Here is a 6,915-nt window from a genome sequence, read left to right on the forward strand (position 1 = left end):
TCGATCCGACTCTGTCCTGGACGATGCAGATCGGGCTGAAGCTGTCCTGACCGATGCGGATCGGACCGACGCGGGTGCGGGGGAGGACAGGCCCGTCGCGCTGCCGCTGCCTGTGGACGCCGAGCCGGGGATCCTGGCCGAAGTGGCCACGCTGGCCCAGGTGCCGGATCGCGACCTCCGCGACGGCTCCGCGCCGGACATCGTCGCGGTAGAGGTCGAGGAGCTGGTGCCCAGCTTCGACGCCGTGGACGCCGACGCCTCCGTGGCCCTGCCCGCCGAGGAGGATGCCGGGCGCCCCAGCCGGCGCGGACGCAGGGGCCGCCAGGACGAGGGAGGGGCGCTGGCGCGGTACGTGGTGCCGCGCCAGGCCGAGTGGAAGGAATGGCTGATCCGCGCGCAGGCGATCCTCACGCTCGTCGTGTGGACGTACTACATCGTCTGGCGCTGGGGATGGACGCTCAATCCCGACCACCTGTGGTTCGCCATCCCCCTGGCCCTGGCGGAAACCTGGGGGCTGATCTCGGGCTTCCTGTTCGTGCACTCGGTGTGGAGCCTCAAGCACCGCACCGCCGTAAAGGCCCCGCCCGGGCTGACGGCCGACGTGCTGATCCCCTGCTACGACGAGCCGCTGGAGGTCATCCGCCGCACGGCCGTGGGCGCGCGCAACATGCGCTACCCGCACAGGACGTGGATCCTGGACGACGGCAAGCGCGACGAAGTGCGCGCCATGGCCGAAGAAGCGGGCGTGGGCTACCTGCGCCGGGAGACCAACGAGCACGCCAAGGCCGGCAACCTGAACCATGGCCTGGCGAACACCGACGGCGAGTTCGTGCTGGTGCTGGACGCCGACCACGTGGCGCTGCCCCACATGCTCGACCGGCTGCTGGGCATCCTCTCGCAGGACCGCACGCTGGCCTTCGTGCAGTCGCCGCAGGACTTCTACAACACCGACGCGTTCACCTACGAGGTAGACGAGACGGGCCGCCGCATGTGGGAAGAGCAGCGGCTGTTCTTTTCCGTGCTGCAGCCCGGCAAGGACGCGCGCGGCGCCGCCTTCTTCTGCGGCTCGGCGGCGGTGCTGCGGCGCGCGGCGCTCGACGAGATCGGCGGGTTCAGCCACCACAGCATCACCGAAGACATCGAGACCTCGCTGCGGCTGCACGCGCGCGGGTGGAAGTCGGCGTTCTACGGCGAGTCGCTGGCGTACGGATTGGCGGCGGGGTCGGCGGTGGCGTTCCACACCCAGCACCTGCGCTGGGGCCAGGGCGCCATGCAGGTGATCAAGCGCTTCAACCCGCTCTTCACCCGCGGGCTCACGCTTTCGCAGCGGCTGTCGTACTTCGCCTCGCTGACGGCGTACGTGGGCGGGCTGCAGAAGCTGGTGTTCCTGCTGGCGCCCATCGTGTTCTTCCTCACCGGCATCCTCCCCATCCGGGCGCTGAACGCGGGGTTCCTGGCGCGCTTTCTCCCCGTGCTGGCGCTTACGCTGGTGATGTCGATGCTGCTGTCCCGGGGCATCGGCAACCTACTGATCTCCGAGCGCTTTCACGTCGCCAAGTTCTGGACGTACACACGCGCCGTCTTCAGCATCCTGCGCCGCAAGCCGCTGAGCTTCAAGGTGACGCCCAAGGGCCCGGGGCACGTTCCCTTCGGCACGTACGCGCCACAGGCCGTGCTGATGGGCGTGACGGCGGCCACGGTGGCGTTCGCCTTCGCGGCCGCGCGGTTCGGCTGGGTGGACTACGGCTGGGAGGGCACGCGCTCGCCGGGGTTCGTGGCGAACATGGTGTGGGCGGCGCTCAACTTCGTCCTGGCCTCGTCGGTGGTGCAGATGAGCCTGCGCATCCGCCAGCAGCGCGCCGACCACCGCTTCCGCGACCAGTTTCCTATCCACGTGCGCATGCGCTCGGCGGATGGCACCCCGCACAACCTGGTGGCGCTCACCGAGAACCTGAACCCGGGGGGCGTGGGCTTTCGCACGGGCGAGCCCATGCGCGTGGGCACCGAGGTGCGCCTGACGCTCTCGCTCACCACGGGGACCATGAACGTGCGCGGCCGCATCGTGCACTCCAGTCGCATCGAAGATACCGACCCGCCCATGTACCGCAGCGGGGCGGCGTTCGTGGGGCTGCCCGTGCCCGTGCGCGACGCCATCGAGCTTCACTGCACGCAGCACGCGGTGCCGCTGGAGCAGTCGCGCTACCGCACGGCCCTGCGCTTTCTGGAGCGCGCCGGCGAGCGGGTGCGCAACCTTCGCGGCGAAACCCGCCACGCGGTGCAGCTTCCCGCGCAGGTGATGCTGCCCCGCAGCAGCCCGGAGCACGGGAGCGGGTCGCCCATGGCGTTCCTGGAGGACCTGAGCGAGAGCGGCGCGCGGCTGGTGATGGACCGCCCGGTGCCGCCCGGCACGCCCATCCGCTTCCGCGTTCCCGGCACGAGCACCGAGCGCACCGGCAAGGTCGTCTTTTCCCGCGCGATCGAGACACCCATCGGCGTGCGGTACGCGGTGGGCGTGGCACACACCGGCGGCCCGCTGAAGTCGGGATACGGCCGCAAGTCCGGCTACTTCCGCGCCGCCTCGCGCATCCTCAACACCTGACGCCGGCGGTGGCGATGGGTGCCCTGTCGCGGCTCCGCACGTCTCTGGGCAGGTGGATGGAACCCGCCCCGCGCCATCGCATCGTCGTGGGGCGGGACGGGTTCGCGTTGTACGAGGATGCGCGTCTCGTGGGGAACGTCGCCTGGGCCGACGTGGGCGCTATCGTGGCGTACAAGAGCGACGACATCACCACGGACACCGTCTGGCTGGAGTTTCACCTGGCGGGCACTGGCCAGCACTTCGCGATCGATGAGGACGCCGAGGGCTTCTGGCGGGTGGCGGAGATGGTAAGGCAGGTTTTCCCGGATTCGCTGCAGGAGTGGCGCGGGAGGGTGCTCCTTCCCGCCTTCGCCGCCCACCCGACGCAGGTGTACAGGCGTCCGGATCCGCAGCGCTGAAAGCAAAGCGCCCCCGCCATCACGGCAGGGGCGCTTCGTCTTGTCGGAACGTCCGTCGCCGGCTAGAAGCTGATGCCCCAGCGGACGAAGGTGAGGCGCGCGTACCAGGTGGGGTCGCGCACGTTGTCGTCCTTGTATCCGCCGGCGAAGCTCACCGACGACTCGGTGCTCAGCCCCAGCCGCACCACGGGGCCGAACGAGGTGGACTGGTAGTCGCCCTCGTCGCCGGTCTGCTGCTGCCACACCGCCTCGGCGCCCAGGCCCAGCCGCCCGAGCGGCACCAGTGCCTGCGCCTGCGTATAGAGGAAATGCTCGCCCCAGTTGTACGTGGCCAGGCCGAACAGTTCCGGCCGCGTGGACCACGTCTGCGCCTGGAGGGTGGTCGTGAGGCCGGAGCCGCCGCCCTCGACCTCCACCACGGGGACGTCGTCGCCCTCGTTGCCCTCGTCCTGGCCCGAGACCAGGTTGTAGCCCACGCGGGCTTCGACGGACCCGCCCAAGCCGTACCACCCCAGCCCCACCTGCGGCTGAAACCCGATCAGGTTCACCGAACTGTCCTGGTCGGGGCTGGCGGGAACCGTGTACTGGAGATAGTAGCCCTGCACCACGCCGACGGGCTTCAGGCCGAAGCCGGCCCCGCGCACCGACACCCCCAGCAGGCCGATTCCCGTCTCGTTGCCGTCTACCGAGCCCGTGGCGAACACCGTAGCCTCCTGCGCCGCCGCGGGGGCGGCCAGGGCCGCGGCCAGCAGGGCGGCACCGCCAAGCGAAAGCGCGTTGCGCATCACCATTCCCATCCTCATCCTCGCTTCTCAGTCGCGTCCGCGGGATGGCGCTCCCGCTGGCATCCTGCCCGATACGGGTCGCCCCGTGGAAATTCCATGCCGAACGTCCGCAGCGTGCAATCTGCTACGGTGTCACCGTAGCGAGCGGCGGCCGGAGGGGCACCGGGCAGGGCTCTCCGGGCTCCTTTCCGGGCCTGTTCGCGCGGACTATCTTGGCGCACCCCATCGGCAAAGCACTCGCACGCGCGGCGGCACGTGGACCCCAATCGCATCCTGATCATCGACTACGGCTCGCAGTTCACGCAGCTGATCGCGCGGCGCATCCGCGAGCAGCGCGTGTACTGCGAAATCCAGCCGCCCACCCGCTCGCTGGAGTGGGTGCGCGAGTGGGCGCCCACGGGGATCATCCTGTCGGGCGGGCCGTCGTCCGTCTACGGCGAAGACGTGCCCACGGCCGAGCCGGAGCTGCTGCGGATGGGCATCCCCGTCCTCGGCGTGTGCTACGGGATGCAGCTGATCACCTTTCTGGAGGGCGGGGTGGTGGAGCGCGGCCGGCGCGAGTACGGCCGCGCGCACGTGACCATCGACGAGCCCGCGGGGATCTTCGCCGGCTTCGAGCCGGGCGAGCGCACGCAGGTGTGGATGAGCCACGGCGACCACGTGGTGCAGCCGCCCCCGGGCTACCATCGCCTGGCCAGCTCCGACGACGTGCCCTGGTCGGCGTTCGCGGCCGACGACCGGCCCGTCTACGGCGTTCAGTTCCACGTGGAGGTGGCGCACACCGTCCGCGGCGCCGACATCATCGGCAACTTCGTCTTTCGCGTCTGCGGGTGCGAGCCCACGTGGACGGCGGGTTCGTACATCGAGAACGAGATCGAGAAGATCCGCGCCCGCGTGGGTGCCGACAACGTGATCTGCGGCCTGTCGGGCGGGGTGGACTCGTCCGTGGCCGCGTCGCTGGTGCACCGCGCCATCGGCGACCAGTTGACCTGCATCTTCGTGGACACGGGGCTGCTGCGGCAGGGGGAGCGCGAGATGGTGGAGCGCACCTTCCGCGCGCACATGGGCATTCGCCTGGAGGTGGTGGATGCGTCGGCGCTCTTCCTGGAGCGGCTCCAGGGCGTCGAAGATCCCGAGACGAAGCGCAAGATCATCGGCAACACCTTCATCGACGTGTTCGAGGAGGCGTCGGACCGGCTGGGCGGCGACGCCAAGTACCTGGTGCAGGGGACGCTGTACCCGGACGTGATCGAGTCGCTTTCCGTCAAAGGCCCGTCGGCCACCATCAAGACGCACCACAACGTGGGCGGGTTGAAGGAGGAGATGCGGTTCGCGCTGATCGAGCCGCTGCGCGAACTGTTCAAGGACGAGGTGCGGCAGGTGGGGCGCGAGCTGGGGCTGCCGGAGGAGATGGTGGGGCGGCACCCGTTCCCTGGGCCGGGGCTGGCCATCCGCGTGCTGGGCGCGGTGGATGCGCGCGAGCTGGCCATCCTGCGCCAGGCCGACGTCATCTACCTGGAAGAGATCCGCGCGGCCGGCCTGTACGACGACATCTGGCAGGCCTTTGCGGTCCTGCTCCCGGTGCGCTCGGTGGGGGTGATGGGCGACGAGCGGACGTACGAGAACGTCTGCGCCCTGCGCGCCGTCACCAGCCGCGACGGCATGACGGCCGACTGGTACCCATTCCCGCACGACGTTCTCGCGAGGATTTCTACGCGGATCATCAACGAGGTTACCGGCATCAACCGCGTGTGCTACGACATCTCGTCGAAACCCCCGGCGACGATCGAGTGGGAGTAGGGAGTGCGAAAGTGCGAAAGTGCGAAAGTGCACCGCGACTTCATGCCTCGGCGCGCCGCGTCGTCATCCTGAAGGAGTAACCCGCCCCACCGGCCCGGTCGCCGTAGCCAGGCGCGACTGAAGGATCTAGCCCTGAACCACGAACTCGCCTGGGCGCGGCAGCGAGACGGAAGCCCGGACCTCGGACCGGCCGGAGCCCTGAACGAGCCGTGAAACCGAGGAATGGGGCGGCCTCGGCCCTGCACGGGCGAATGAATTCGCTGCAACAACCACACGAAGTCCACCTTCGTGGACTGGCTTGCGGTGGGGAATTCCGACGCATCCCCGCGCGCCCCGACCCCGCCGAGAAAGCGGCCGAAGGGCGATCGAATTCTCCCTTTCCCCTGCGCAGCGGGGGAGAGGGCCGGGGAGACGAGGCTGCCGAGGCATGCGCCGGCAGCCAGCCCATCCGGCACCACCTGGGTACGCTCGCAATCAAACCGGCCGAAGGGCGATCGAATTCTCCCTTTCCCCTGCGCAGCGGGGGAGAGGGCCGGGGAGAGGGGGCTGCCGAGGCATGCGCCGGCAGCCAGCCCATCCGGAACGCACTCCCGCACTCTCGCACCTTCGCACTCTCGCACTCCCCGTCTCCCATGACTCTCGCCCGACTCCTCCCCGTCCTCGCCGCGCTTACGCTCGCGACGCTCGCCCAGCCCGCCTCCGCGCAGACCGCCGGCGAGCGGCTGAACCAGCTGTTCGCCGACGACTGGGAGTTCCGCCTGCGCGAGAACCCCACCTTTGCCACCAGCCTGGGCGACACGCGCTTCAACGACCGCCTGGACCCCGTCTCCCTGGCTGACGTGCAGCGGCAGACGGAGGAGACCCGCGGGTTCCTCGCGCGCCTGCGCGCCATCCCGCGCGACTCGCTGGACCCCGGCGCGCGCATCGACTACGACATCTTCGCCCGCCAGAAGGAAGAAAGCATCCAGGAGGTGGAGCTGGGGCTTCACCTGATCCCCATCACCAACCGCGAGGGGTTCCACACCTGGTTTCCGCAACTGGGCGAAAACGTCCCGCTCGCCACGGTCCGCGACTACGAGAACTACATCGCCCGGCTGCGCGCCTTCCGCCCGTGGGTGGCCGACCACGTGAACCTGATGCGCGAAGGCATCCGGCGCGGCATGGTGCTGCCGTCGGTGTCGCTGCAGGGGATCGAGGAGACCATCCAGCCCCACATCGTCGACGACCCCGCGAAGAGCCTGCTCTGGAAGCCCTTCGCCGACTTTCCCGCCGGCGTGCCCCAGGCAGACCGCGAGCGGCTGGCGGCGGCCGGGCGCGCGGCCATCCAGGAGGG

The 6,915-nt window shown here is 69.8% G+C and carries 5 protein-coding genes; 4 read left to right on the top strand and 1 reads right to left on the bottom strand.

Annotated elements, in window-relative coordinates; genetic code table 11:
• Both VIB55_RS15220 and VIB55_RS15225 read left to right on the top strand, forming a co-directional pair.
• On the top strand, window positions 1-2,599 hold a 2,599-nt coding region (locus VIB55_RS15220; RefSeq protein WP_331877513.1), incomplete at its 5' end, for a glycosyltransferase.
• A gap of 56 nt (window positions 2,600-2,655) precedes the next feature.
• Window positions 2,656-2,997 carry a hypothetical protein gene (locus VIB55_RS15225; protein WP_331877514.1) on the top strand — a complete coding sequence of 114 codons (342 nt, stop codon included), beginning with the start codon at window positions 2,656-2,658 and terminating at the stop codon, window positions 2,995-2,997.
• 62 nt (window positions 2,998-3,059) lie between these two features.
• Here VIB55_RS15225 and VIB55_RS15230 read toward each other — a convergent pair whose 3' ends face one another.
• A complete protein-coding gene (locus VIB55_RS15230) occupies window positions 3,060-3,800 on the bottom strand; it encodes a hypothetical protein (RefSeq protein WP_331877515.1) in 741 nt (246 codons plus the stop codon).
• Between the two features lie 237 nt (window positions 3,801-4,037).
• Here VIB55_RS15230 and guaA point away from each other — a divergent pair, with 237 nt between their 5' ends.
• Both guaA and VIB55_RS15240 read left to right on the top strand, forming a co-directional pair.
• Entirely contained in the window at window positions 4,038-5,582 is a 1,545-nt protein-coding gene (gene guaA, locus VIB55_RS15235) for a glutamine-hydrolyzing GMP synthase (protein WP_331877516.1), read from the top strand.
• Window positions 5,583-6,214: 632 nt separating this feature from the next.
• A partial coding sequence (locus VIB55_RS15240) for a DUF885 domain-containing protein (RefSeq protein WP_331877517.1) occupies window positions 6,215-6,915 on the top strand: 701 nt, incomplete at its 3' end.

It is taken from the genome of Longimicrobium sp., assembly GCF_036554565.1.
GTDB lineage: Bacteria > Gemmatimonadota > Gemmatimonadetes > Longimicrobiales > Longimicrobiaceae > Longimicrobium.